At 67.0% G+C, this 25,086-nt stretch carries 18 protein-coding genes; 6 read left to right on the forward strand and 12 right to left on the reverse strand.

The window, feature by feature from the left end; all coding sequences use genetic code 11:
• Positions 1–91 precede the first annotated feature (91 nt).
• The gene (locus tag OG417_RS22725; protein WP_329259516.1) at positions 92–631 is read right to left on the reverse strand and encodes a hypothetical protein; all 540 of its coding nucleotides are present in this window, start codon (positions 629–631) and stop codon (positions 92–94) included.
• Between the two features lie 307 nt (positions 632–938).
• On the opposite strand from OG417_RS22725, the gene OG417_RS22730 reads away from it, so the two are divergent.
• The gene (locus OG417_RS22730; RefSeq protein ID WP_329259519.1) at positions 939–1,073 is read left to right on the forward strand and encodes a hypothetical protein; all 135 of its coding nucleotides are present in this window, start codon (positions 939–941) and stop codon (positions 1,071–1,073) included.
• A gap of 42 nt (positions 1,074–1,115) precedes the next feature.
• Here the strand turns inward: OG417_RS22730 and OG417_RS22735 are convergent, their stop codons facing one another.
• From OG417_RS22735 to OG417_RS22760, 6 genes are all read right to left on the reverse strand, one after another.
• The gene (locus tag OG417_RS22735) at positions 1,116–4,829 is read right to left on the reverse strand and encodes a caspase, EACC1-associated type (RefSeq protein ID WP_329259522.1); all 3,714 of its coding nucleotides are present in this window, start codon (positions 4,827–4,829) and stop codon (positions 1,116–1,118) included.
• Positions 4,826–5,236: a hypothetical protein gene (locus OG417_RS22740; protein WP_329259525.1), complete on the reverse strand. Its 411-nt coding sequence runs from the start codon at positions 5,234–5,236 to the stop codon at positions 4,826–4,828. The genes OG417_RS22735 and OG417_RS22740 overlap by 4 nt, the downstream gene beginning before the upstream one ends.
• 467 nt (positions 5,237–5,703) lie before the next feature.
• Complete coding sequence (locus OG417_RS22745; RefSeq protein WP_329259528.1) at positions 5,704–7,836, reverse strand: DEAD/DEAH box helicase; 2,133 nt, start codon at positions 7,834–7,836, stop codon at positions 5,704–5,706.
• 52 nt (positions 7,837–7,888) lie between these two features.
• Positions 7,889–9,235 (reverse strand): BREX system ATP-binding protein BrxD, encoded by a 1,347-nt coding sequence (brxD, locus tag OG417_RS22750; RefSeq protein WP_329259531.1) that lies wholly within the window; start codon positions 9,233–9,235, stop codon positions 7,889–7,891.
• Entirely contained in the window at positions 9,232–12,003 is a 2,772-nt protein-coding gene (pglZ, locus tag OG417_RS22755; RefSeq protein WP_329259535.1) for a BREX-2 system phosphatase PglZ, read from the reverse strand. The genes brxD and pglZ overlap by 4 nt, the downstream gene beginning before the upstream one ends.
• Complete coding sequence (locus OG417_RS22760; protein WP_329259538.1) at positions 12,000–15,635, reverse strand: phage resistance protein; 3,636 nt, start codon at positions 15,633–15,635, stop codon at positions 12,000–12,002. Before OG417_RS22760 ends, pglZ begins: the two co-directional genes overlap by 4 nt.
• 378 nt (positions 15,636–16,013) lie before the next feature.
• Here OG417_RS22760 and OG417_RS22765 point away from each other — a divergent pair, with 378 nt between their 5' ends.
• The 3 genes from OG417_RS22765 (at position 16,014) to OG417_RS22775 (ending at position 21,488) form a co-directional block, all read left to right on the forward strand.
• Complete coding sequence (locus tag OG417_RS22765) at positions 16,014–16,391, forward strand: hypothetical protein (protein ID WP_329259541.1); 378 nt, start codon at positions 16,014–16,016, stop codon at positions 16,389–16,391.
• Between the two features lie 126 nt (positions 16,392–16,517).
• Positions 16,518–18,353 (forward strand): GmrSD restriction endonuclease domain-containing protein, encoded by a 1,836-nt coding sequence (locus OG417_RS22770; protein ID WP_329259544.1) that lies wholly within the window; start codon positions 16,518–16,520, stop codon positions 18,351–18,353.
• A gap of 123 nt (positions 18,354–18,476) precedes the next feature.
• Positions 18,477–21,488 (forward strand): NACHT domain-containing protein, encoded by a 3,012-nt coding sequence (locus OG417_RS22775; protein ID WP_329259547.1) that lies wholly within the window; start codon positions 18,477–18,479, stop codon positions 21,486–21,488.
• 44 nt (positions 21,489–21,532) lie between these two features.
• Here OG417_RS22775 and OG417_RS22780 read toward each other — a convergent pair whose 3' ends face one another.
• From OG417_RS22780 to OG417_RS22790, 3 genes are all read right to left on the reverse strand, one after another.
• Positions 21,533–21,928: a nucleotidyl transferase AbiEii/AbiGii toxin family protein gene (locus OG417_RS22780; RefSeq protein WP_329259549.1), complete on the reverse strand. Its 396-nt coding sequence runs from the start codon at positions 21,926–21,928 to the stop codon at positions 21,533–21,535.
• A gap of 377 nt (positions 21,929–22,305) precedes the next feature.
• Positions 22,306–22,734 carry an ATP-binding protein gene (locus OG417_RS22785; protein ID WP_329259552.1) on the reverse strand — a complete coding sequence of 143 codons (429 nt, stop codon included), beginning with the start codon at positions 22,732–22,734 and terminating at the stop codon, positions 22,306–22,308.
• Between the two features lie 78 nt (positions 22,735–22,812).
• A complete protein-coding gene (locus OG417_RS22790) occupies positions 22,813–23,136 on the reverse strand; it encodes a hypothetical protein (RefSeq protein WP_329259555.1) in 324 nt (107 codons plus the stop codon).
• 91 nt (positions 23,137–23,227) lie between these two features.
• On the opposite strand from OG417_RS22790, the gene OG417_RS22795 reads away from it, so the two are divergent.
• Together OG417_RS22795 and OG417_RS22800 are read left to right on the forward strand one after the other, a co-directional pair.
• Positions 23,228–24,073 (forward strand): helix-turn-helix domain-containing protein, encoded by an 846-nt coding sequence (locus tag OG417_RS22795; RefSeq protein WP_329259558.1) that lies wholly within the window; start codon positions 23,228–23,230, stop codon positions 24,071–24,073.
• Entirely contained in the window at positions 24,070–24,219 is a 150-nt protein-coding gene (locus OG417_RS22800; RefSeq protein WP_329259561.1) for a DUF397 domain-containing protein, read from the forward strand. The genes OG417_RS22795 and OG417_RS22800 overlap by 4 nt, the downstream gene beginning before the upstream one ends.
• Here OG417_RS22800 and OG417_RS22805 read toward each other — a convergent pair.
• Both OG417_RS22805 and OG417_RS22810 read right to left on the reverse strand, forming a co-directional pair.
• Positions 24,181–24,678 (reverse strand): PIN domain-containing protein, encoded by a 498-nt coding sequence (locus tag OG417_RS22805; RefSeq protein ID WP_329259564.1) that lies wholly within the window; start codon positions 24,676–24,678, stop codon positions 24,181–24,183. The genes OG417_RS22800 and OG417_RS22805 overlap by 39 nt on opposite strands.
• Before the next feature lie 72 nt (positions 24,679–24,750).
• A complete protein-coding gene (locus OG417_RS22810; protein WP_329259567.1) occupies positions 24,751–25,071 on the reverse strand; it encodes a hypothetical protein in 321 nt (106 codons plus the stop codon).
• Positions 25,072–25,086: the final 15 nt, after the last annotated feature.

A 25,086-nucleotide genomic window follows, 5' to 3' on the forward strand; every position in this document is an offset into this window, starting at 1 on the left:
CTGCGACGGGGAATGTGGCCTCCAAGGACACGGCCGGCGCCGATGTCGTGCTCATCGGAAATGCGGCAGCGGCTTGTGCTCCGACGAAGCATCACGCTCGTCGGTGTCGGCCCCTCGCCTCCCTACGGGTGCGGAACCACGAACGCCACCCGATGGCGGAGATCAGCATCAGCCCCGCGGCGACGAACAGGCCGACCAGGGGGCCGATCCATTCGTACCTGGCCTTCCGCGGATACACATCGCGCGACGATCCGACGTCGATGGCCGCGACGCGCGCCCCTCGTTTCAGGTCGCGGGTGCCGATCCCCGTGAGGAGGACGTCCCGCCGCCGGCTCCGTCCCTCGGCGGAGACGAAGTCCCCCTGCCACTTGCACCAGCGACCTTTGCCGTTGGTGCAATACACCCGCTCAGCCGTGAAGGTTCCCGGATCGCCGTGGCCGAGGGCGACACGCAGCTGAGGCACCAGCATGGTCAGCATGCCCACGAAGAGGATGACGCCGATGACAAGAAAGAGGAGACCGAAGTACAGCGCCTGGACGCCTCCAGCATCCGTCGCCCGCCTCGCCCGCTCGGCGGCTGCTAAGACTTTCTGGTCGGTCTTCGGCCGCTTGGCGTGCCCATCGGCTTCCATTCCTGTTCGACGTCCGCGGCCGGTCCACGGTTCGCCCCAGACCCCCACGCTGTAGTCCAGGATCCGTGACCCTCAGAGCTCAGAAGGGGGTCGGGATCAAGCCGCGGTCAAGCTCCAACAGCCTCTCCGCGAGTCACAGGACCTTCAGATCTGCAGGAAGACCTGCCTGGCGCGCCGAACGACTCACGCGCCGCCGTGACGACCTACTCCATGGCTGCGGTGTCGCCGACGGTCCCGCCCCCATCGAGCTGGCCGACTGGCACTGCTGGACCACGAGGCACAGTCGGCCACCAAGCCGCCCCATATCATGGCCGCACTCGTGCTACTGCTGGCCATGGTCGATAGTGAGCTTGCCGCGGACGCCCCCGCCGACGGGTTCGACCCCGCCGGTCACGTCATCCAGCCGCGTCTCACTGACCAGGTCAACGGCGTCCGGTTCTAGACGAGGTCACCACCTGCTGCGGTACTTCCTGATCGAACCAGGTCAATGCAGCACCCGCTCCTCGCTGTCGTAGAGCTTCCATGCAGGTACTCGTACGGCCACATCTTGGCCGTCGAGTAGCTTGCGGCGGAGCAGCATCAACCGTAGGTGGCGGGCTTCGTCGGCGTCTTCGTCCGGGCCAGGGTCCAGAAGTATGGCCGTGGCGCGGTCGTCACGGCGTACCAGCGCGTCGACGGGATGGCCGTTGATGGCGCCGCCGAGCTCCACCGCACCTCCCGAGGCTCCGGCGGAAAGTGACCTAAATATGCGTTTCAGTAGTTCACTGGACTTCTGCTCGTCTTCATTCAGCCCATTTCCGTCCACCGCACTCGCGGCTGCCCACAGTGCGGCGCCCACTCCGCCGCGTCTGTGCCACAGGGCGGAGTCGCCGATGACGATCAGATGGGAACGGGCTCGTGTGATGGCGACATTCCACATATTGAGCTGCCGGTCGACCCAGCGGATCGAGCGGTCACCCATACCATGGCCGGCGACCAGCGAGAACACCATGACGTCGCGCTCGCCGCCCTGGAAGGTGTGTACCGTGCCGACACGTACGCGGTCGAGATTCGGGCTGAGCTGTCGCTTAACGGCCTCTGCATGGGCCTTGTAGGGGGTCACCACGCCGACAGTGGCGTCGGGCGGCAACTGCTTCAGCAGATACCGGACCGACTCAATGACTTTCTGCACCTCTTCGTGGTTGACCCAGGAGCCGCCTGAGCGCGGGCGTGCCGCACGCCCTGCGACATTGGACCAGATGATCGCCGGGCGTCCGGCGAGCGACGGGCGGTTGCGGACATCGGTCAGGACGACCAGTTGCCCGCCGTAGAACTGGTGATTGGCGAAGGCCGCGATCTGAGGGGCGCAGCGGAAGTGCTCGTCGAGCAGGAGACTGCCGCCCGTGGCGCGTTCAGCGGCGTGAAAGGCGGAATGGCGGCGGAAGGTCAGCCGGTATTTTTCCAGCCAGGCGGATCGTAGCCCGGCTTCGCGCCGGATCAGCCCTTCTCGCTCGGCGTCGATCGTGGCGATGTGGGGCAATTGCATGAGGTCGCCGATGATCAGTGCGCGGTGGGCACGGAAGAGCAGCGGCAGGACATGCGGGATGGCACACTGGCTGGCCTCATCGATGATCACTAGGTCGAACAGCGCAGGGTCGGGCGGGAAGCGCCTCGCGGAGAGACTGGTCACGGCCCAGCCTCGTACGGCGGGCAGCACTGCCCGCACGGCCGACCAGTCGCTTCCACCCGCGTCACGGGCTCTCACCAGGCCATCAATGAGCTGCCTTCCGCTCCGGGCAGCCGAGCGCACCGCGCTGTCCAGCAGTGCGGCGGAGGCGGCACGGGCCGCGGACTCGGAGGCGGCGAGAGACGCGGCGAGGGTGTGGTCGTCCGGCCCGGACGCCAACTGCCGGCGTTCGTGCTGCCATGTCATTTCGGCCTGGATGAACCCCGCCAGTGCCGCGCAGGCATCGGCGGTGGCGCCGGGGTGCGCCGGAATGCTGCAGCGGCGGAGCACCCGCCCGCGACGCCACTCACCGAGAAGGCGCGCCGAAGCAGCTCGTTCAGCCTTCCGTGCCAAGCCGTCCAGATGCCGGACGTTTCCAAGCCGTGTGGCAAGGTCGAGGACGGGCAGCCGGAGTCGGCCGGCGTACTCCTCGCGGTCCTGCCCGGCCTGACGAAGTCTCTGCTCCGTACGCGCGGTGTAGGCGAGCCGCCCTCGTTCGCGCTCCAAGTCTTCCGCGGCCATGTCAAGGTGCGCACGGGCCGTCTCGACGTTGTGTTCCGGTGTGGTCGCCGCACGTAGCTTGTTCAGCGCGGCCAGCTCTATTTCCCGGTGGCGGGATGAGCCGGTGCGTACGACGCTGCCCGATGCCAGACCTTCGCAGCGTCGGCACACCTCATCGACGGCGTCATTGTTGGTCGAGGCCACGAGCACCCTCTGCCCGGCGGCCACGGCGGTGGCGACCAGGTTGGCGACCAGTTGGCTCTTGCCGGTGCCGGGCGGGCCGGTGGCAACGGTGAGGCGACGGGTCATCGCCGATCGCAGGACGGCGGACTGGGCCTCGTTACAGGGCAGGGGCGTTACGAGACGTACAGCCTCTGGGGTGTGTTCGGGAGATGGCTCGGTGCGTTCGGCCGGGTCGGGAGAGAGCGCGGCGAGCGCGGTGGCCTTGATCTGCCCGGCCTTCTCGGCGATCGCGGCGAAGTCCTTGAGAAGACCCCTCGTCATCACGTCGGCGTCTCGGGCGGTGAGGAAGAGGACTGCCGCATTACGGGCGCCATCGGTCGGGGTGTCGACGTCGATCCGGTCGGCGAGGCGGTCTGGCTCCAGCTCCTGGACATTGGGGAGCTCGTATTCCTGAGTTAGGAGGTTGCGGATGTCGACCGCCATCCGGTCGTGCTGTCCGGCATGCCATGTCGGCTGGTAGGTGTCGGCGAGCTCGTCGGCGTCCTCCGCGCCGAGGCATTGCCGGGCGAGCTCGGGGTGGGGTAGCACCGGCCCGTATGGTTTGAGGCGGACCACGCCTTCCTCGTAGACGGTCTCCACGCGCCGCATGAGCAGCGGGGCGAATCCCGGTGTGCGCTCCTGTTTCCCGTTCCGGGTCCGGTGCAGCACCACCGCCGGATAGCCCGCCCACAGCTCGGCGTCCTGCGCTCCCGCCGCCTGGACGAGCGCGCTGGCCTCCGGCGGTACCGCGGCGCAGTGGTCGTCGTCCAAGTCACCGCTGAGGAACTTTTCGGAACCGGTCAGGCATACGTACGACGTCCCGTGATCGGCCACGGACATGAGTGACGGCTCCGCCTGGTCCGACAAGACGCATTCCCGGTAGTAGTTCAACAGGTCCGACCAGGTCGGCTGGGATCGCGTGACCTTCGGCGCCTGCGATCCCGCCGGCGCCGTGGGGCCGGCCGGCGTGCGGGTCAGCGGGGCCAGTTGCGGTGCGGCGCCGACCGGGCAGCTCGCCATGACAATGATGTCGTCGACACCGTACGCGGACTTGACCGGGATCTGCTTGGACCGCTTTGCCCGCATCTGCCGGTTGACGTAATCGAACAGCCCGTCAACGGAAACGTCGCCGCTGCCGTCCTTGTCGACTTTTCCGGTGCGAAGCGCCTCAACGACCTCGGCGGTGAACGCGGAAGGCTGGACGCCGTCAATGGTCTCGGCGCCGGCGTAGGAGTCCTCACCAGCCCGAGAGGAGGAGAGCACGTACACCCCACGACTGGTGAGTGGGGCCTCCTCGCCGGACTTCGCGGCACGCCGCCTATCCGATGTGCGCAGGCCCACTGCGAAACCGCCACTGCGACAGCAGTCGATCATCACGACCTTCTGCGGGGCCACGCACTGCTCCAGCAGCTCGTTGACGAATCCGGCGCTCACCCCGGTCTCGGCGATGCGGTCGTAGTCGGTGTCCTTGGCGATGAAAAAGAACTCCCCGCCAGACTGCACCAGCCGGGTCCCGTGCCCCGACATGTACAGCAGCGCCAGCTCGTCCTCGTCGCAGCCTTCAAGGAAGGCACCGATCTCGACCTGCATCTCCTCCGCAGTGAGGTCGGCCACCGGCCGCGCCTCCAAGAACGCACCGATGTTGCGGTGTTCCAGGACCTGCTTCAACTGCCAGATGTCAGCCTGAGTCGACGGCAGTCGCGTGAACCGGCCGTCGTCGTAGTTCTCATTGCCGATCAGCAACGCCCTACGGCGCGTCAGCCGGGTCACTCCGCCTCTTTTTCCTCGTCGTACCTGGTCTCGGCCACCCGTTCCAAGAGACTGCGAACGATCCGCTCCTGAGCCTCATCCGGCCGACCGGTGATGGTGACGGAGGCGTTGTTGACGGTGACCTCGACCTTACGGTGCCGCTCTCTGGTGCACCATTCCTTGATAAGGGTCATCAGGACCTGGGAAGTCTGGCGGCCGGCCGCCGTGACGGCGGCCCACAAGGCCACGTCCCCGGCGAGCCCGCCCTTATGTCCCTCGTCGACGTCCGCGCGGCCCTCCACGAAACCGACGCTGATTCCGTTCGCCTTCTGCAGCTCGTTGTACAGGTCCCTGGTGAGGCGTTCCTGCCGCAGAGTGTCGTCGTCGGCGATTACCCGAACCAGCCATCCCTGGTCCCCGTGGCCCATCCTGCCCCCTTCGATGTCTATGCCAGCACATCTTCCGGGAGGAGCCGCATCCTCGCAACACGAGCATTGACTAGACCAAAACTAGATTATTTGCGTGGCCGATATGGAGTCGCAAGGATCAGTTCTCGATGTCAGTCGATGTTCCGAGCGTGAGAGTGCCGTCCAAGGGAACCTTCCCGAGCATAATCCGTTCTCGTACGCATCGTGAAATCCCAATGCCAATCCGGCAAGAGGTTCTTGCTGCTGCACGTCCATGGAGGAACTAACCTATACATCTGGTACCTGCGGAACGCCGATTACCGGCCGTCCTTGTCGGGCCGCATCCGGCCACATTCGTACGTGGGCCGATTACTGTGCCCTCCGGCTTCTGCCATCCGCTCCGAACGGCCCGGCGAAGACCGTTTGAATGCTGGCAACAGTTCCGGCTGATGACTCCGGTGGCTGCGATGGCAAGCTGTGGCGATAGTTCAAGAAGCGTGGGAGAAGCGGGTCGGTTCGTCCAGCGTGAGGAGGGCTCCGTCTACATCGGCCAGCCGGGCGGAGAGCGTGGCTTCAGCGAGGTGGCGGGGGAGTGCGGAGCTGAACTTCAAGCCGTTCAAGGCATCCTCATCGACAATCGGAAGGCAGAGGCGCTCGTCTGCACTGGATACCGCGACCTTCCAGAGATCGGGGGTCAGGTCTCGGCGCAACCGGACTGAGAAGTCCTCCACCCGCTGTGCGTGGTCGGCGACATCGCCCAAACTGGCGACGAGGGTGGCGTTGGCGCGGTATCCGGCCCAGGTCCACCAGCGCACGTCGTCACCCTCCCGCGTGATGACCGTGCCGCCGGGATGGACGGTGTCGATCGCGGACTCACGTGCGGCGTCGAGGGCGGTCTGCGCCCGGCTTGTCTGGCGTACTGGCGGATCAGAGCCGAGCAGCACCTCGCGGATCGCGCGGCCGAGAGCGAAGCAGACGCCGCCGATGCCGTAGCCGGACCAGCGGGCCTTGCCTCCGCCGTCTGCGGGCTCGACGAAGCAGCGACGGCGCTTCCAGTCGATCCAGGTGACTCGCCAGCTGTGGCCGGCGAGCAGCAGCAGTCGGGGGCCGTCGATCTTCTCGCTGAGCAGTGCTGGATCTGTTCGCCCGATTTCTTCACGACCGTTGATGACCGTGAACTCGGGGGGAGCGGTGAAGGAGGCCATCAGTTCCATGAAGTGTCGTCGGCCGAAGCGTTTTTCCGCTTCCGGGCCGATGAACAGCATGCCGCCGTCGGAGTCCAGGAACCCTTCGGCGAGAAGGTGGTCGACGATCACTTTGGTCGGTCCGGCGAGCATGTCGCCCCACCACTCGGACCAGAGATGCTCGCCGACGTGATGTTCCTGGAGGCAGAGAGCCAGGATCTGCTGCGCGGTGATGTGTCGGGGCTCGGGCGGAGGCTCGACGGGCTCGACCCAGTGCCGTCCCCAGAGGAGCAGTAGCCCGGCGGCCTGGAGCAATCCTGCCTCGTCCAACGCCAGGAAGAGGCAGTTGCGCCGGGTTCCGCTCCGCCGGCCGGTTCGCCCGATGCGCTGGAGGAAGGAGGCAACCGAGGAGGGGGCGTTGATCTGGATGACGCGGTCGAGGTCACCGACGTCGATGCCGAGTTCGAGGGTGCTGGTCGAGACGATCACGCAGTCCCGCGACTCGGCGAAGGCCTGCTCGGCTCGCCGCCGTTCGTCCAATGACAGGGAGGCGTGGGACAGGAAGGTGGTCACGCCGTGTATGCGGAGCGCTGCGCCGAGCTGCTCGACGAGCCGCCGGGAGTCGCAGAAGACCAGTCGCTTCTCGCCTTGGTGAAGCGCCGCGATCACCTTGGCCGCGTTCTCGATCGACCCGACGTAGTCGAGTTGGACGTCGCCGGGCGGCGGTTCGGGAACGGTGGCGGAGAAGGACGGATGGCCGGTCGGCTCATCTCGCAGCTCGATACCGGGCGCCACGACGTACGCGGGGCGGTCGGAGAACGTGCCCTGAAGCCAGCAAAGCAGCTCGTACGGGTTGCCGACCGTGGCGGAAAGCCCCACTCGTTGCAACGGACGCCCGGCCAGCCGGGACAAGCGTTCGAGGACCGCCAGGAGGTGCCATCCCCGGTCGTCCCCGGCGAATGCGTGCACTTCGTCGACGACGACGGCGCGCAGTGACCTGAACAGCCGTCGGTGGTCGACCTTCGTGCTCACCAGCATCGACTCCAGGGACTCAGGCGTGGTGAGCAGAAGGTCGGGTGGGTCGGACAGGAGCCGCTGTCGTACGCCTGAGGTGATGTCGCCGTGCCAGAGTGCCGCGCGTCGGCCGAGCCAGCCTGAATATGTCTCCAGCCGTGGCAGGAGGTTGTTCAGCAATGCTTTGAGTGGTGCGAGATACAGCACCGAAGGGCCGTCCCACCCTTCCTGAGCCATGCGGGACAGCAGGGGAAAGAACGCCGCTTCGGTCTTCCCGCCTGCCGTCGGCGCGAGGAGCAGGGCGTCGGATCCCGCGGTCAGCGGCTCGGTCGACTCCTGTTGCAGCGGGCGTAGCTCGCGCCAGTTGAGGCTGTTGACGATGTGATGCGCTAGCGAGGGATGCAGACGGTCGTCCCAGGCCACCGTCAAGCTCCGCTCGGCGGGACGGGCAGCGACCAGTCGGCGACGAGCGACGTCATAGGTCGAGCTCCACGTCCTCCGCGTCGGCGGCCTGCTGGGTCCAGGCGTTGCGCTCGACGTTCGTCAGCTCGTCGGACTTGAGCGCGAGCCGATAGTGCAGGCGAGGGTCGAACTCTTTGTAGAGATCGACCTTGTCGAGCACCTGCTCGATGAGTTTCCTGAGGAATACGCGTGGTGCGATGCCGACCTGACCGCCCAGTCCACCGGTGACCGCCTGCGCGAGGTCACCGATGTACGCGTCGTCCACGATGGCGCGTACCCGATCAGGTTCGGCCGTCCCTTCGGCAAACAGGTCGCGGATGCCTGCACCGAGGCGTACGAGCTTGTCGAGATCGAAACCGGTGAGGCGGATCTGGACGGCGCGCGGATTGTCGAAGCGCGGGTCGCCGAAGTCCGTCGCGATGCGCTGGGCGAGCGGGGCGAGCCGCTGGACTCCCTGCTGCCCGTCGTAGAAGGCGGGAGTGCCGGTGATCATCAGATAGAGACCGGGGAATCGGCCCCCGTCCACCTCGTCAAGGAGCTGGCGCAGCGCGTTGAGGCCTTTCTCCCGCACATCGCTGCGGACCCGCTGCAGGGTCTCGATCTCGTCGAGGACGACCAGCAACCCAGGGTGGCCGGAATCGCGGAGGACGGTCAGCAGCCCCTGCAGGAAGCCGAGGGCACCGAAGTGGTCGAGGTCGCCCTTGATCCCGGCCGCGCGTTTCGCTGCCGCGGAGACGTTCGGCTGGCCGCCGATCCAGGCGATCAACCCTTCGGCGATGGCGGCGTCCCCGTCCATCTGAGCGCGGCGGTATGCGCGGAGGGCAGCGGCGAAGGCCGGTGTCGTGCGGGCGACCGCCGCGAGACGCTGTTCCAGCAGTTCGTCGACCCCGGTCGAGAGCGCCTGCGCCTCGGGCATGCCGTCGCCGTCTAGCGGAACGTTCCCGGTGCTCAGCACGTCCTCTTCAAGGGTGTAGAACCAGCCGTCGATGACGTCGCGGAGCGCGCTCGGCGGCTGTGAGGCGGTGGAGAGGCGTTCGACCAGCCGTCGGTACACCGTCTCCAGCCGGTGCAGCGGGGTCTCGGTCTCGGACACTTGAATCTCGGTGACCGCGAATCCCTGCCGCTTGGCCCGCTCGGCCAGCCAGCGCGCGAAGAACGTCTTACCGGAGCCGTACTCGCCGCGGACAGCCTTGAACACCGCGCCACCGCCCGCAACGGTCGACAGCTCCTCGTCGAGCGGTTTCTCGAACCGTTCGAGTCCGACCGCGAACAGGTCCAGGCCTGCCTGCGGTACGGTTCCCCGGCGCAGGGCGTCGATCACCTCGCGCCTCCGGGCGGCGCTGACCGCCGTGGTGCTCATCCGGCTCCCAGGAACTGTTCCTTCAGCAGTTTCACGTTCAGCTCAACAGTACGTCCACCGTCGGCCTCACCGATCACGGCGTACGCGTCCACGTTCAGCAGTCTGCCGACCTGGGCGAGGTAGCCGGCCATCCGGAACGGAGGCTGGCCGACCAGTCTGGCGACCGCCGACACCGGCAGCTTGCCACCACCGGCGGCGAGGCCGTCGATGAGGGCCACGATCTCCGCGTCGCCCGGTGCCTTGCGGACGAAGTTCCGGCGGCCGGCGAACACGGCGGAACCGACGATCCGATGGCCGAGTCCGTCGCCGGACTCCAGGGCCCGGCCGTCGGCACCCTCCCCGAGATCGGCAGGGCCGAACAGGGCGGTGTCCTGCACGGGCGGTTTCGCCGTGATCTTCTTCTTCGGTCCGGCTGGCGCAGGCGCCGACGCTGAGTCGGTCTCCAACGTGGCGTTCCACCATGAGGGCTCGTGCAGCGAGGGGTTCTCGTACACGGCCCAGTCCTTCGGGAACTGGGTCGGCGACGCGACGAAGACCAGCACCGGGATGACCATCTCGGCCAGGGACGCGCCGCCGTGGTAGCCGGCCTTGCGGGGCTGGTAGCGGATGCGTTCGTCCCAGGGCACGACGACCTCGCCGCCGGGAGCCATGACGCGTGGCCCGCGGATCGTCAGCTCGCCGTCTCCAGGCGTGCCGGTCCGATGCCGTGCGGAGTCGCCGGCGGCCGGGTGGATGTCCTCGCCACGGTCGAGGACGTGGCCGTGATCGGAGGTGAGGATCACCGGACGTCCCGCGGAGGCGGCCGCCTTCAGCAGCTCCGGGAGGTATGCGACGTGTTCCAGCCGCCAGTTCGGCGCGCTGCCCTCGCGGCCGTCGCGCAGAGCGTCGTCGATCGTGTTGAGAACGACCGCCACCACGGTGCCGGGGTCGAGTATGGCCGCCGTGACCTCATCGCTCAGCCGCGCCCCGGCACCGGTGCCGAGCCCGGCCTTGTGGAACAGCGCGGTGCGCCGGCCACGCCAGAACGCGGTGAAGCCGGTGCGCTCATCCGCCTGGCCCCCGGACCGGAGCGCACCGCACAGCAGGCTGGTGCGGGAGTACCGCGTGGTCGACGGGACGGTAGCCAGCGCCGGTTCTCGCCCGTCGGGGGCGCGACCGACCTCGGTCCAGCCGCGCTGGGCCGCGATCTGCCCGCCGAGCTCGGAGGCGTTCGCAGCGCTCATCCCGTCGAGCACGATGATGAGCGGAGCGGCCCGTTCGGCGACCGGGCGCGCGATCCGGGCGAGCAGGTTCTCGGCGAGCAGCAGTTCGTCGGTGGTACTCGAGACCCCGCTCCATGCCGCCAGCCGCTCGGCGAACGCTCGGTCGAGCGCCGCCCGCTGCTCGCGGGCGGCGTCGTACAGCGCGGCGTACGCGGCACGGGCTGGCGGCACCCGCGCCGTGTCGGCGTTCCAGATCAGCGCGATCGCTCGGTCCACCCAGCTCCAGGATCGCAGGTATCGGAGCGCGCCGTTCGCGACGGTCGCCGGTGGGCTCTCGCCGCGCACCAGCCAGCGCACCAGGCGTACGGCCGCCTTCGCCGTCTCGACCTCGTCGGCGCGATCGCCGCTGCGGCGGTGTTCGAGGACTCCGTTGAGGGCCGCCTCGATGGCGGGCACGTCGTTCGGCCGGGGCAGGGGCAGCGCCCTGGAGACCTCGCTGCCAAGCTGGGCGAGACGGGCGTCCAGCCCGGCGTCCAGCACCCTGCTCAATCCGGCGAGGTCGTCGGCGCGCAGCAGGCCGAGGATGTGCTCGGCGCGCTCGCAGATCTCCTGCGCTTCCTCGGCACGGCCGTTCTCGCTCCAGCGCAGGGTCAGCGACTCGGCGGCCTCGGCGAAGATCCGCAGGTCGGCGTTGGATGGCGGCCGTCCGCCGAAGAACCGTTCCTCGGCTCGTACGCGTGCCTGAACGACGACCTGCCGCCGCGACACCTCCGGCGCGTACAGCTCGGCGGCGGCGAGGCCGAACGGCACCGCGTCGGCGACCTGGTCCTGGCCGAGTAGACGGAAGATGACGCGGGCGACCGGCCCAACCGTGTCTTCCAGCCAGTCGGCGAGGCCGGTGCGTTCCTCCTCCCGCAACGCCGCGAAGCGGGTGACGCGAAGCGCGTCCCGGCTCCACTCCAGCAGCGCGGCCGCGTCGACCCGGTCGTCCTCGCCGTCCATGCCGAGCCGTACGGCGGCCAACCGGCCGAGGGCCGTCTCCAACTGCAGCACCGGCCCGCCCAGACGCCGCCAGCCACTTGCGGGCTGCGCGTCGAGGAGCGCCTCAGCCATCCAGCCGAAGTTGGGTGCGGTCAGCCGGGGGTCGAGGCGACGTGCCCCGAAGGCGTCGGCCACGAGGTCCCAGCGGTTGATCGCGCGGACCTCGTTGCCGATCGCCTGGGACAACACCGAGGCCCCGAGGTCGCCATCGTCCAGGGCGGTGAGGATGACGAGAAAGGCGTCGGCGTTCCGGGGCTCGCTGAGCGCGTCGAGGACCGCCAGGACGGTCGGCGCGCCGCGGACGACCGCCGGAACGGGCCCCGTTCCCGCATCGACGGTGATCTCATCCGGGCCGCGCCACTCGGGGGCGGCGCGCAGCAGCAGAACCCGCGTGTCGCCGTAGCGCTCTGGCCGCCGCGCGGCCCGCTGGAGCGCGGTCCGCAGCTCTGCCTCGACGACCGTCCGATTCGCCACGGGGACGCCCGAATGTGCTGCCTGCTCCGCGCTGATCTGCCCGGCGCTCACGGCACGATCCGCCAGGTGATCTCAAAAACGCTGTCCGGCTGCTCGTCGGCCAGATCGAGCAATTCTTCGAGCGCGGCGTCGACCTTCGCGCCGACGACCTTCTTCCGCACGATCCCCGGAGTCGGCGGCGGAGGGGGAGGCGGCGGCGTGGGGCCGGGCCCCAGCCCGATGATCAGCGCGATCGCGGCCTCTTCGGCGTCGTCGAGCGCGGTGCCGAGCGGCACCTGGTGCTCGTCGCGGCGGGTGGCGTCGCGGAGCTGGTCGAGGATGGCGCGCGCCGGCTCGGCCTTGGAATCGGCGCCGCCGGCGATGGCCGGGAGCTGGTCGAGGATCGGCCACTTGAGGCCGCCCAGCGTCGCGGTGAGGTCCCGCGCCCCTTCCAGGCTCGCCCGGTAGATCTCAGGCTCGCGATCGAGCGCGGCCTCGGACAGGCGCCCCAGCACCTCGGTCGGGTCGTTCGGCGCCCCGGCGATCCGGTCGAGCAGGCCGGCGACCGTACGGGCGGTGGCGAGGCGCGGCGCGTCGTCGTCCAGCCCGAGGGTCGCGGCGTGCGCCTCCAGTCCACGTACCAAGGCTTCGGCGGTGGTCAACAGTTCACCGGCCCGGCGGCGTACGCCTTCCGCCATCTTCTGCACGGCGCGGGCCGTACGAACCGGTTGCCGACCGAGCCGGAACAGACCCTCCGCGCGGTCGCCGGCCAGCCGGAACTCGTCCTCGGTCGGCAGCTCCTGCCGGCGCAGAACTGTGTCCGCCGTCATCCGCCCGATCTCCTGCGGCGCGATGGGGCCGCCAGCGCGCATCCACGCGCGGTCGGACTGCACGGCGTAGCAGGCGATGAGAAGGTCCACGATCAGATCGGGCAGACCGGGCTGCTCTTCGGTGATCCACCCGCGGATCTCGCCGATCTTAAGGTCCGTGGCCGAGCCGGCGTGCGCGGCGCGGGTGTCGATCAGCCGTTTCCACTCGTCGCGCAGCACGAAGACCTCGCCGACGGTGGCGATCTCCAGAGGGTTCGCGATGCGCCGCAGCACGGGCAGGTCGCCCTTGGGCACCTCGAGCCGGCCGACTCTGTCCTGAGCCGCGCGTTCGACCGCGCCGAGCACGGTGCTCAGCTCGGACCTGGTGAAGACCTTCTTCCGGCCCTGCGGGTCGAAGTCCGGGTGCTTGGGATAGGTGTGGTCGAGCAGTTGGGTGCAGATGCGCTGCAGCGCGTCGCCGAACGCCAGCCCGGCGGGCGGCCGGATCTCCAGCCGCGAGTCGAGCGCCATGATGTGGTCCTCGGCCCGCGCACCCAGGTCTGCGTCGTCCGCGCTGGCGATCCCATATGCCCGCCGCATGGCGTCGGTGATGCGCTGGGTCAGGGCGGCCTTGCGGCTTTCGAGCTGCGTGCGCGCGTGGTGGCGGTCGTCGTCGGTCAGGGCCGGGGTGAGCTCATCGAGGCGGTCGCGGCGTTCGAGGACGTACGAGATGCGGACCAGGTCGCCGAGGTCCTCCAGCCGCTCCCGGGACAGAAACGACGGCAGCCACACGAGGGCGGGCGGCTGGCCGAGCCGCTTCTGCAGCTCCCACACGCGGTGCCGGTCCTCGGCCGGGGTGTGGGTGCCCTCGTCGAAGGGGTAGTCGACGACCACGCGCAGCGCGCCGGGCAGGTCGGGGACGAAGGTGGCCTCGGCGACTTCGGGATCGCGGACGTTCGCGAAGATCAGCTCGACCGTGCGCTCGGTGCCCTTCCAGATCACCGACCGGCTCGTCACGAACTGGTTCGTCTCGGCAACGCCGAACTCCTCCCACAGCAGGGACTTGAGCAGCCGCCGCTTGGCGGCGTCGTCGTCGACGTGCAGGACCTGCTGGAGGATCGCGTGGGTGTCCACGCCGATCAGCGCGATCTCCACCGTCGGGTCGTCGGACCCGGACACCCGGATTTCGCCGAACTCTCCCGCCAGCTCCCGCAGCGTCCGGGCGACGACCTGCCGGTCCTGCCCGGGGATCATCGTTGCGATGGAGCCGTGGTTCAGCGCCGCCAGCCGGCTGGCGGTGAGGTGGCGCAGCGCGGGAACGTTCGGCACGAGCGCGGCGAGCAGCAGCGTCTTGATCACCAGGTCGTCGGCGCGGAACGCGTGTCGGGCGGGCAGCGACCGGAGCTGGTCCTCGGTCAGCCGATGCTTGGCCAGGAGGTACGGCAGCAGTCGCCCGGTGTAGAAGCGCTTGGCCTGCTCGAACTCATCGCGCAGCTTGTCGCTGAACGGTCGGTCCTGGCCGCGGGCGAGCACGTCGTAGATCGCGCCGAGCGGCATCAGCTGCCCGACCGGCAGCAGGTCGCGGTAGTCGACGAGGAGCTGCTGCATCAGCTTGAGCGCCGTACGCTGCCGCTGCAGCGCGCCGGAGATGTCGACCATCGCGTGCAGGAACGCCGGGCTGAAGGGGTACGTGGCGCGGAACGCCGCGCGGTCCGCCGGGCCGCCTTGAGCGTCCAGCAGTGTGTCCCAGACGTCCTTGCGGGTCGCCGTGCGCTCGAACGCGGCGTCCAGCTCGGCCTTGGCCCCAGGGTTCCTGGGATTCGTACGGAGCAGCCGCGCCTCGACGATGACCGGCAGGTTGCGGTCCTCCAGTTTGATCCGGTCGAAGCGGCCATCCCAGTACTTGAGCGTGTCGAAGAGGCTGGCCGTGGTGGCGCCCGCGGTGTCCCGGCCGACGAGGTCGCGAAGGTCGCGCTGGCGCGGGACGAAGCTGACGATCGGCGCCGGGCGGTCCTGCTCGGCGGACTCGACCAGTTTCGAGACCTTCTGCGCCTCGGTCCGGATCCGCATCGGATCGCCGACGTATCCGGACAACCAGAGCACCAGCTCGTCGAGGAGGAGCACGATGGCGTCGTAGCCGAGGACGTTCTTGGCGTGACGGCTGATCTCGGCGAGACCGCTGTCGAGGTCGATGACGGCCTCGGCCTGGCCGCTGACCGCCGTGGCGTACCGCTTGAAGTGGGTGCCGAGCAGTTCGCCGACGAGTTGCTTGCGCAGCGGGTCGCCGGGCGGTGCGGACAGTGCGGTGTCGAGCCGTGCGGCGTCCCAGCCGGCCTCGCCCCACTCGTCGTCGGCCGGCAGACCGCCGATGAACGCCGCGTCACCGATGGTGGCCCGCAGGTCCCGGGCGTCGGCGAGCAGCTCATCGTCGCGGTACACGGCTGGCAGCGGCTTGCCCGGCGCGATGCGGCGTACGTGGTCGACGTAGCCGCCGAGCACGGCCGACGCCAGGGAGGTCGCCTCCATCATGTGGTAGGGGACGAGGAGGAACCGGCGGCCCTGCATCCACGTGTCGTGCTTGGCGACGACCTCGACGAGCTTCTTCTTACCGCGGGCCTCCGGGTCGTTGCTGAGGATGGCGTGGAGCACGGCCATGAAGTGGCTCTTACCGGAGCCGAACGACCCGTCCAGGTAGGCGGCCTGCGACTTGCGCTCCTCGACGGCGCTGCGGATCAAGCCCAGCGCCTGGTCGAAGCAGTCGGCGAGCTGCTCGGTCACGACGTAGTCGCGAATGGTCGATTCCTCGCCCACACCCTTGGACAGGTTGAGGACGAAGTCTCCTGCGTGCACCTGATCGGGGATCTCGATCAGGCCGCGGAGCAGTGGGGGCGCCATCGTTCAGTCCTTCTCCGTCTCGTGTGTCCGAGCCACCGCCTGCGTCCCGCCAGAGGCCCGCACGATGAGGACGCGTGGGCGGCCATTCTGGGGTACAGGATGCGTCCTAGTAGGTGAGGGACGTTCGCGGAGGCGTTCCTCGAACCGGTACAGCCTACGGCCGTCGCAGCCGCGGCGGCCACAGAGCGCTCCCGGAACGTCACCGGAAGGTCCTCCTTGACCGGATACGGACCCGGGTAAACCAACTCGCCGCATTCGGCGTCAAAACAGGGCGTCGCAGCAACATCTTCCGACAGGAGTCGTTTTTCCGGAATGTCGAGGTCGGGATCGTTATCGAAAAGATTTTGGCGTGGCTAAATACTTGCGTATCATCACTTTATGAGCAGTAGCCCCTTCAGGGACACCGCCCGAAAGATCGCCCGGGACAAGGACTATTACACGATGGCCTGGGAATCCGATCGTGCCAGGTCGCATGGTTGGTGGAAGAACCTCGTCGAGTACGGCGCATGGCGGGGCCCGGGAAGTAGTCGGGTCGGTCCGCCGGACCCGGAGGCTCTGGACGGAATCGCCAAGCTCTTCGGCACCACCGTCGAGCGAGTGTCGGCAATGATCGCCGCCGACTGGTACGGAGTGCGCCCCGATACTGACCTCTCGGCGCGGGTGCTCAGCCTCGGCCCGGTGCTGGACGGCCTGACCGACGCGGATGCGGAACTGGTGGAGTCCCTGGCCAGGCGGCTCGCTAAGACGAACGGATGAAATAACACCAAACGCTCCGTCGCCTCGAGTTGATCGACCAACGCACCAGGCCGTGACGGACGAGAAAGTCCTCGGGTCCATCGACCGTTCTTTTATTTGTCTGCCATCTGCGAGAAGAGGAGAGACGTGGCTGTCGACACGTTCGGGATCGACAAGGAGTTCCTTTCCGACCTCCTGCGAGAGGTCGGAGACGGCCGGACGCAACTGCCGGAGTTCCAGCGAGGCTGGGTTTGGCCCGACCGGAACATCTCCAGTCTTCTCGCCTCGATCTCTCTGGGCTATCCGGTGGGCACGCTGATGATGCTGAAGACCGGCGGCGACGTCAGGTTCAAGCAGCGTCCGGTTGAGGGGGCCACACAGGCGACCGGAGTCGAACCCGAGCGACTGATCCTCGACGGTCAGCAGCGGATGACCTCGTTGTTCCAGGCGCTGAAGCTGGGTCTTCCGCTCCAGACCCAGGACGTCCGGAAGCATCCGGTATCCGGCTGGTTCTACATCGACATGCGCCAGGCACTCGACGTGAACGGAGACCGTGAGGAGGCGATCCGCTTCCTTCCGGCTGACCGTGTCGTCCGCAACTTCCGCAGAGAGGTGATCGAGGACTACTCCACACCGGATCGGGAGTACGAAGCCCACCTGTTTCCGCTCGCGAAGGTCTTCGATCACGAGGACTGGATGATGGGGTTTCAGAGGTACTGGAACTACGACCAGGGCGAGATAAAGCTGTGGAACGCCTTCCAGAGCACGATCATCAAGCGCTTCGACACGTACCAGTTCCCGATCATCGAACTCGATAAGGGCGTCCCGCGGCAGGCCGTCTGCCAGGTGTTCGAGAAGGTCAACACCGGGGGAGTGACGCTCACGGTGTTCGAACTGCTCACCGCGACGTACGCCGCCGACGAGTTCGACCTGCGGGATCACTGGAAGCAGTGCCGCAAGGAGTGGTCAGGTCCCGAGTACCGAATCCTTAGGGAGGTCTCCAACACCGACTTCCTGCAGGCGATCACCCTGCTGGCCACCGATGCGCGGCGCGATGCCGGGAGGAAGAACGGCGTCGAAGAGGACCGTCTCCCGCGCATCGGATGCAAGCGCGCGGACATGCTGGTCCTCACGCTGCCCGAGTACGAGCGGTTCGCCCCGGTGATCGTCAATGGGTTGAAGGCCGCAGCCCGGTTCCTGCACCGTCAGTACATCTTCGACACCAAATTCCTTCCGTACGGCACCCAGCTCATCCCGCTCGCGGCCATCTTCGCCGTCCTCGGCGCCGACGCGGAGAACGCGGGCGCGCAGCAGAAGCTCGCACGTTGGTATTGGTGCGGCGTCTTCGGTGAGCTGTACGGGGGGACCACGGAGACGCGGTTCAGCAGGGACCTGCCGGACGTCGTCGCCTGGATCCGCGGCTCGGGGACGGAGCCGCGAACGGTCGCCGAGGCGCAGTTCGTACCCGGCCGTCTGCTCACCCTCCGGACGCGGAACAGCGCCGCCTACAAGGGCATCTACGCGTTGCTGATGAAGGCCGGCGCCCTGGACTGGCGTACGGGCGAGGCATCGACGATCACCAACTACTTCGACGAGGCCATCGACATCCACCACATCTTCCCGAAAGCGTGGTGCGAGACCCAGAAGATCGACTCGAAGATCTACAACTCGATCGTCAACAAGACGCCGCTCACCGCCCGCACCAACCGGGTCATCGGTGGCCGGGCGCCGTCGGAGTACCTGTCGCGTCTGGCCAACAGCGCGGGCGTCGACAACGCCACGATCGACGCGCACGTCACGTCGCACTTGGCAGAGCCGCAGCTGATGCGCGAGGACGACTTCGACGCCTTCTTCCGGGACCGGAAGCGCGCGCTTCTCGGCGAGATCGCCGATGCGATGGGCAAGGTGATCGAAGACACCGAGGACATGAAGCCCGAAGCGGCGGACACCTTCGAGGTGGATGACGACACTGATGACCTCTGATGCTGACTGACAAGCAGCACTCACAGCCGAGCGCGCCTCATCGCCGCACCGGCTTGTAACCGGTGCTCGCGCGGAGAGACGTTGAAGCTGATCCGATGCAAGTCCCAATCCTCTGGAGCATTAATGGTCCGAGCGCTGTCCTACGCTGATGCCGTCAAGCTGCTCGGCGGCGACGGGAAGGCGGTCGCCGCCCTGGACACTCTCGCAGGAGGCGCGCTGCTGGTCGCGAGCACCTTCGGCGGGAACTTCATCCTCAGCCTCTTCGATGCGAAAGGCGAGTTGGCGAAGGTCAGCGGCGCGTTGATCAGAGGGCTGCGCGAGAGGGTGTCCGGACTCGGGCGATTCGATCGCACCCAGCGGCTCGAGGCGGCTCACGTGGTGATCGCGCTGACCGCGTACTTCGAGGCGCTGGCCGCGGCGGATCTGCCCGATCTCGGGCTCCGCCGGGCGGATCAGGTCGCAATCGCGGCGGGCGGGGCGCCTTCCTCCGGCCGGTTGCGCAGCCTGACCCGAGAGTTCCTGCACCTGGACGTTCCGTCGATCTCTCCGCACCGGACCTACGACACCTCTATCAAGAGGCTCCGTGACTACTACTCCGCCCTCTCCCAGAGCCTCGTGGAGTTCGCCGTCGGCCTGGCCGTCTGGGAAGCGCTGGACGAAACGGATCAGGAGCGGCTCAGCCGAACTCTGCGCGAAGACGTCCCGCCGGAGGCGACGCGCCGCTATCAGGAACTGCTTCTACGGTTGGCCGGCGACTTCCCGGAAGTGTCGTTCTGGGTCAACCTCAACGACCGTCGCGCCATGCATGCGGAGATTCGCGCCGGGCTGGCCGAACTGGAGCAGACACTCACCGAACTGACCACCGGGAGCCTGCCCGACGACCGGCGTGAGGCGCTCGCCCGGCGGTACCGCGCCGAGCTCCGCCGAGGCGTCGTCCGGACCGGAACCGTGCCCGACGAACTCCGCATTCCCTCACTGGAGGACGCGTACATCGACCACCGGTTCCGGGTCTGCGGCCTCGGTCGGTCTGCCCGGCCGGACCGCGAGGACTGGTGGCAAGGGCTGCCGATCCGCGACGATCTGTACGCGTACCTGCTCGGGCATCTGACATCGCCGGAGGCGGTACGGCGTCCACTGCTGGTGCTGGGACAGCCCGGATCCGGCAAGTCGGTGCTCACGACGATTCTCGCGGCGCGGCTGCCGGCGTCAGATTTCCTCGTGGTCAGAGTCGCACTACGAGACACCCCGGCCGACTCTGATCTGCAGGGCCAGATCGAGTACGCCATCCGAGACGCTACGGGAGAGACGCTCAGCTGGCCAAGCCTGGCGCGCACCGCCGGCGACGCGCTGCCCGTCGTAGTCCTCGACGGCTTCGACGAATTGCTGCAGGCCACCGGGGTGAGCCAGTCCGACTACCTCGAGCAGGTCGTACGCTTCCAAGAACGTGAGGCCGACCAGGGGCGGCCGGTCGTCGTCCTGGTAACGAGCCGGACAGCGGTGGCCGATCGGGTACGGGTCCCGGCCGAAGGCGCGATCGCGGTACGCCTTGAGCCCTTCGACAAGGCCCAGGTCCGGCATTGGCTTGACGTCTGGAACCGTGCCAACGCGGCCTACCTCGCCGGGCGCGGCCTGCGCCCGCTGTCGGCCCAAACCGCCCTGGTGCATCCTGAACTCGCTGAGCAGCCACTGCTCCTCATGATGCTCGCCCTGTACGACGCCGACGGCAACGGCCTCCAACGAGAGGGCGACGACCTCGACTTGGCAGGGCTCTACGAACGACTGCTCACCAGCTTCGCCGAGCGTGAAGTGGCAAAGTCCCGCGCACGACTCGACGACCGGGAGTTCCGCCGAGCAGTCGAACAAGATCTCTTGCGCCTGTCCGTGGCGGCTTTCGCGATGTTCAACCGGGGCCGCCAGTGGGTCACCGAGGATGAACTCGACACGGACCTGACCGCGCTGCTGCACGACCGCGTCGCCTCGACCGGTATGCACGCCCCACTCAGTGCGGCACAAACCGTCCTGGGCCGGTTCTTCTTCGTCCACCAAGCCCATGCCGTACGCGACCAGACCCGACTGACCACCTGCGAATTCCTGCACGCGACCTTCGGGGAGTACCTGGTCGCACGGCTGGTCGCCCGTGAGCTTGAAGAGCTTGCGGGCGAGGCCGAGCGCAATGCCCGACGAGCCCGTCGTACGGCACCGGACGACACATTCCTCTATGCGCTGCTGTCATTCGTCCCCCTGTCGATTCGCATGGCGACGACCAACTTCCTGGAATCGATGCTGGGAGGACGAGAGGACCAGGCCACGCTACGGGACGTCCTCCTCGACCTCTTCCGAACGGCGATGGAACCCCGGAGCGCGGATCCCAGCTATGCGCCGTCGCCTCTCTCCGTGCCTGCCCGGCACGCCGCCTACTCGGCGAACCTACTCCTTCTGATCGTCGCCGCCTGCGAGATGGTCCCTGCCGGTGATCTGTTTCCGGGGTCGGCGGACGTCGTCGCGGACTGGCGTCGGCATGCGCTGCTGTGGCGCTCGCAACTCACAACGGAAGGCTTTTTCAGCCTCGCTGGCGAACTTGGCGTGTGGCGGTCGTGGGACCCCGCCGGACGACGGGACATTCATATCAGGTCGGGATGGCACAACTTTCCCCCCGCTGATCTCAATTGGACCTACAACGAACAGGCAACGGGGCCTGGAATTAGTTCCATAAAAGATAATATTGTCCTGGAAACTGCGTTCACCTGCTCGAGGCTCGGGGACACACTAACGAACGCGATCCACTCTTGGGAGGAAATGATCGATGCCATATTCATCCCGAACGATAGCTCCTTGGGAGCTTCTCCGATTAAGCTGCTCGCTGACCTGATGCTAGCAGCGACTGATCCGCGGCTACCTGCCGAAGAACTGACCAGCTACTACGATATTTGCCTGGACGCCGTCGAAGCCGGTCAGTGGGGCTCCATGCATTATATAGCGATGATTTATCGGCAACTTAGGGTCGATCAACACCGAGTCTCGACTGACTGGCTTTCAGCGACTGTCGAGCGAATTGGTCAGTACGCCTCCAGTCATCCCGAAGCACTGCGACTTTTCCCGAATCTCAAGCATCTCATTCCCGAGAAGGCCTACTGACTCTTGATCCTCCTGTGCCGGGGTGGTCTCGAGCCCCTTGGCTGTCACTTCTCGGCTTCGACGATGAGCGTGCCGACGTGGTCGTCTCGGGAGCGGGTTCGATGCGGCTGTTCACGCCCGGTGAAGTCGCAGTCGTACAACAGGTCCGACCAGACCGATGGCTCGTACGCCCACGGGTAGGCCCGCACCTGCCCGCTGGTAAACCCGGCGGCGTATATCCCCCGAACATCGTCACTGCCTTCGACTGCCGGAGCATGGGTGAACACCAGGGCGCCGACCGCGAAGTCCTCCCGCCCGGCCGAGGTGAACAGGTCGACATCCTCACTCGGACGCTGCAGAATCCCGTGCGCCTGGACCGCGTACCCACCGGCCAGTGCGAACCCATGTTCAGCCGCCGCGGCCAAACCGATCTGGGCCAAGCGGCGGTGGAAGTCGCCCATCAGGCAGCGTGGTGAAGGTCGGGGAACCGGCTCTCCCAGATCCTGCGGACCCTGGATGGAAGGACAAGGGCAGCCCAAACCCGGCGCAGCAGGCGGCCGTTCAGGAGCCGGCGTAGATCGTCCACGGTGGAGCTTTCGCGGATCACGCGCATGTACAGGAGCCGTACGTCCGATGGTTCATCGAGATTGTAAGTACGGCGAGGTCCCCAGTCGAGATGGCCGCGCAGGGTGATCCGGCCACTGACCGGGCCGGTCAGCTCTTCTAGCGACTCCGGTGTCGCGTACGGGCGGGTGGCCCCGTACCCCTTGACGTCTATACGTTAAGTCTCTCACTTGCCTTGACGGCTCGATTGCCGCCGCCGATACTTCCTGCGGTCCTACGGGACCGGCGGCAGGAGCCTTGCGTCGGTGACGTCGAAGGTGGCGCGTACGGTCTTGCCGGGCGAGGCCGGGTGGACGGTGACGCGGGCGAGTTCTCCGGCGATCCACAGGCCGAAGTGGCCGACCTCGCCGGGCAGGTCCTGGACGGGCAGGTCCGCCGAAGCGTCGCTGACGTCGATGACGATGGCCGGCTCCTCGACCTTCCGTACGGTCAGAGCGAAGGTGACGGGGGCGGCACCGTGCGCGATGGCGTTGGTGACCAGTTCGCTGGTGACCAGGACGACGTCCTCAACCAGGCCGGAGTCCCAGCCGAGCAGGACGGCGGTGGCCAGGGAACGAGCGGTGACGACGGCGTAGGGGTCGCGGTCGAGGCGGCAGGACCACTGCTGCTCGCGCGACGGGCCGGTAGTGCACTCGGGGGACATTCCGGAGGCCTCCAGGGGGTGTCGGTGACCGCGGCGGCCGGGCATCGGGGGAAGGCCCCGGCCGCCGCGGTGGCTTGTTCAGCGTTCGGGGTAGCCGAGGACCTGGGTAATGCGGGCGGCGGCGATGTCGAGGTTGTCGACGTGGGCGATCCGGTCGCCGAACGACCAGCAGAACCACCACAGCCCCGCTTGGTCCTGCCGCAGCGAGAGATCGTCGTTCAACGGCGGCGCGAGCGGGTTCACCACCCGCAGTAAAGCCGCCTGACCCTCGGAGACGATGACCTGCGCATACCACCCTTCCTCCCGCAGCCGCTCCGCGAGCGCTTCGAGATGGGCGGTGACTGATTCCCCGGTCTGGATCGTGTTGCCGAATCCGGACGCCGGGAAGCCGTCTTGGAACATTTTCTGCCTATCCGTAACTGATGTATGACAGTATGTGTTCGCCGCTACGGTAGACGACCAAGTAAGAGATAACAAGGTGATAGGTAAGAAAATGAGCGCTTCCCTTGTACTGCGGAGGAGGCTCGCTGGAGAACTGCGAGCCTTGCGGCTTAAGACAGGAATGTCGCAGGAGGAGGTCGCCGCTCACCTGGAGGTCTCCAGCAACAAGATCGTCAGGATCGAGAACGCTCAAAGTTCGGTCAGCATTAGCGACCTACGCCAACTGCTGGCGCTCTTCCGGGTCGACGCCCAAACCGCCGAACAGCTACTCGACCTCGGCCGGAACGCGCGCAAGCGAGGCGGTTGGTGGTCGTCCTACCGCGACCTACTACCCGGCCCGTACATCCAGATGGAAGCCGAGGCGACACTTGTCCGGAACTACGAACCGAGCAAGGTGCCAGGTCTCTTGCAGACAGCCGACTATGCCCGAGCCGTGGTTCTCGCCTCCATCCCGGCCGTCCCACCCGAAGAAGTGGAGCGACGCGTGGCCGTTCGTATGAAGCGCCAGGAGCGCCTCACCACCGACAAGCCGCTCACGCTCCATGCTCTACTCGACGAGGCCGTTCTATATCGACAGGCCGGAGGCCCGAAGATCATGCGGTGCCAGCTTGAGCGATTGATCGAGGCGGCAAAGCTGCCCAACGTCAGCCTGCGGGTGCTGCCGTATACAGCCGGGCTCTATCCAGCAGCCGGCAACCCGTTCGTCATCCTCAGCTTCGCCGACTCCGTCGACCCCGATGTCGTGCTCTGCGAGAACCGGGTGGGCGAGCGGTACTTCCACGACGCCGACGAGGTCGCCGGCTTCCACGCCGACTTCCGGCAGATGACCAAGGTCTCCCTTGACGAGGCCGCCTCGGTTACGCTCATCAAAAAGACGATCACGGAGATGAGCGTATGAACGTGGACACCCCGGCGGCTGACTGGCGAAAGAGCAGCAGATCCAACACAGAGGGCAATCAGTGCGTCGAGGTCGCCGTCACTCCTCGGGCAGCCGGAAACTGGGCGTCAAGGGAGCTCGATGAACGGCAGTCCGACCGCGGATAGTTTTGTCTGGAGGTTGATGTCGCTGGTCGCGGCGTAGAGGGCTGACCCAGGATGATCGGACTGTATAAGCAAGGTAGAGGCCACGAAGCGATCGTCAGGAACGCTCAGGTCCAGCCATGAAGGTAGGTTGTCTGCCTTGGGCTCGACGTGCTCGAACACGGCATATACCTCACCAACGACCTTGACGCCTTCACGCACGTTTTCGTTAGTCCGCAATCCCTTCAGACGCCGTTCGGCGCGCTTGGCGGCATCCCGGAGGTCCTGGTTGCGGCCCGCGCGCTTGAGGTCATCAATCTCACGTAGCACGACCGGCAGCAGATGAACCATGTATCGGGGGCCGAGGGTTGCCTTGTGAATCCCAAGGTCGGGGTTGTCGATCAGTGTGTTGGTGTCGACGACGAGTCGCTGGTCGTATTCGTCAGACGGAAGCAGTGCTGTAAGCGAACGGAGATTCGCCACACTGGCATTCAGCTTTTCATGTGCTTTACCGATCGTCGAGGGGACACCGTGCGCACGAGGATTTCGGATCAGCTAAGCTGTCAGCCTGCCGATATGCTCATCGATCCGCTTACTTACATCAGGAGTGGGGTGCGGAAATAGTAGCCGGAACCTCGGCTCCCAGTCGTGCAAACGTCGCAATAGTGTCATTCGTGCTGACTCAAGCGCGTTATCGCTTTTGCGCCAGCCCCAGGCAGGTGAGCCGAGGTAGCTGACGCCATCCCCACGACGGTTCGGGTCGATATTGATGATGCCTGAGGTGTCGAGGATTTCGCTGTAGGCGTTGTGGATCTCGTCGAGCTCCACCAATAGGCCATCGAGATAGGTTGGTGGCTTAGCTTTACCTCTGGTCATCTAAAAGATCTCCGT

It is taken from the genome of Actinoallomurus sp. NBC_01490, from assembly GCF_036227085.1.
GTDB classification, from domain to species: Bacteria; Actinomycetota; Actinomycetes; order Streptosporangiales; family Streptosporangiaceae; genus Actinoallomurus; species Actinoallomurus oryzae.

Bases quoted from the DNA above. Each gene is read 5' to 3' on its own strand.
- OG417_RS22725 (WP_329259516.1), bottom strand. From the start codon at position 631: ATGGAAGCCGATGGGCACGCCAAGCGGCCGAAGACCGACCAGAAAGTC.
- OG417_RS22730 (WP_329259519.1), top strand. From the start codon at position 939: ATGGCCGCACTCGTGCTACTGCTGGCCATGGTCGATAGTGAGCTTGCC.
- OG417_RS22740 (WP_329259525.1), bottom strand. From the start codon at position 5,236: ATGGGCCACGGGGACCAGGGATGGCTGGTTCGGGTAATCGCCGACGAC.
- brxD (WP_329259531.1), bottom strand. From the start codon at position 9,235: ATGAGCACCACGGCGGTCAGCGCCGCCCGGAGGCGCGAGGTGATCGAC.
- OG417_RS22760 (WP_329259538.1), bottom strand. From the start codon at position 15,635: ATGGCGCCCCCACTGCTCCGCGGCCTGATCGAGATCCCCGATCAGGTG.
- OG417_RS22765 (WP_329259541.1), top strand. From the start codon at position 16,014: ATGAGCAGTAGCCCCTTCAGGGACACCGCCCGAAAGATCGCCCGGGAC.
- OG417_RS22775 (WP_329259547.1), top strand. From the start codon at position 18,477: ATGGTCCGAGCGCTGTCCTACGCTGATGCCGTCAAGCTGCTCGGCGGC.
- OG417_RS22780 (WP_329259549.1), bottom strand. From the start codon at position 21,928: ATGGGCGACTTCCACCGCCGCTTGGCCCAGATCGGTTTGGCCGCGGCG.
- OG417_RS22785 (WP_329259552.1), bottom strand. From the start codon at position 22,734: ATGTCCCCCGAGTGCACTACCGGCCCGTCGCGCGAGCAGCAGTGGTCC.
- OG417_RS22790 (WP_329259555.1), bottom strand. From the start codon at position 23,136: ATGTTCCAAGACGGCTTCCCGGCGTCCGGATTCGGCAACACGATCCAG.
- OG417_RS22795 (WP_329259558.1), top strand. From the start codon at position 23,228: ATGAGCGCTTCCCTTGTACTGCGGAGGAGGCTCGCTGGAGAACTGCGA.
- OG417_RS22800 (WP_329259561.1), top strand. From the start codon at position 24,070: ATGAACGTGGACACCCCGGCGGCTGACTGGCGAAAGAGCAGCAGATCC.
- OG417_RS22810 (WP_329259567.1), bottom strand. From the start codon at position 25,071: ATGACCAGAGGTAAAGCTAAGCCACCAACCTATCTCGATGGCCTATTG.